The following is a 966-nucleotide window of genomic DNA, read 5'->3' as shown; positions in this document are numbered from 1 at the left end:
AAATGGCGGCAGGCGCGCGAACGGGCAAGCGCGCCTGCCGCCATTTCAATCGCAGTCTCGCGCGAAACCGCGCCATGCGCCCCGAGCGTGGCGGCGGAAACGCCGAGCATGTCCATCTTGGCTTCGTTGGAATAGGTGATGAAGCCGCGATCGATCACGGCGGACGAGCCGGCGATGTCGGTCAACGCGGCGATGATCATGCCGCCGGTGCAGCTTTCCGCCGTTGCCAGCATGATGCCGCGTCTCTGGCAGGCTTGCAGCAGGGCATTTGCCAGCTCGTTGTGGGTCATTCCGGCACCTCGCCGGGAAACACCACGCTGGCGGTGGCGATCGCCGCAATGCCTTCCTCGCGCCCGACAAAGCCGAGCTTCTCATTGGTTGTGGCCTTGATCGAGATGCGATCCGGCGTAATTGCCAGCATCTGCGAAAGGGCTGCGGTCATGGCCTCGCGATGCGGGCCGACGCGCGGCGCTTCGCAGATCAGCGTGATGTCGGCATTGGCGATGCGGCCGCCGCGCGCGCGGACCAGTTTCGCCGCATGCTCGACGAATATGCGCGACGCAGCGCCTTTCCACTGCGGGTCGGATGGCGGGAAATGCGTGCCGATGTCGCCTGCGCCGCAAGTCGCCAGCAGCGCATCGGTCAAGGCGTGCAGACCGACATCGGCGTCGGAATGGCCGGACAGCTTCTTGTCGTGCGCTATGGCGACGCCACACAAAGTGACATGGTCTCCCGGTTCGAAGGCGTGGACGTCGTAGCCATTGCCGGTACGGATGTCGGGAAAGCGCACGCGTTCGCCGGAAAGCCGCTGGTCCGCCATCGCAATATCCCGTGCCCAGGTGAGTTTGACATTGTCCGGCGAGCCCGGAACGATCTTGACCGGAATATGCGCCCATTCGGCGATCGCGGCATCGTCGGTAAAATCCATTTTTCCCAGATGACGGGCTTTCTCGTGCGCGGCAAGAA

General features: G+C 64.1%; 2 protein-coding genes. Both read right to left on the bottom strand.

Annotated elements, in window-relative coordinates; genetic code table 11:
• Window positions 1–290 (bottom strand): nicotinamide-nucleotide amidohydrolase family protein (locus EN906_RS35475; RefSeq protein ID WP_127375837.1); only part of this gene is annotated, 290 nt, incomplete at its 3' end.
• Window positions 287–966: 2-C-methyl-D-erythritol 2,4-cyclodiphosphate synthase (ispF, locus tag EN906_RS35470; protein WP_127375836.1), on the bottom strand; the 680-nt coding region annotated here is incomplete at its 5' end. The genes EN906_RS35475 and ispF, both read right to left, overlap by 4 nt.

Source organism: Mesorhizobium sp. M7A.F.Ca.CA.004.06.1.1 (genome assembly GCF_003999135.1).
In the GTDB taxonomy this organism is placed as follows: domain Bacteria; phylum Pseudomonadota; class Alphaproteobacteria; order Rhizobiales; family Rhizobiaceae; genus Mesorhizobium.
The sequence above is the reverse complement of the archived record's forward strand: the minus strand, read 5'-3'. Positions and strand labels throughout refer to the sequence as shown.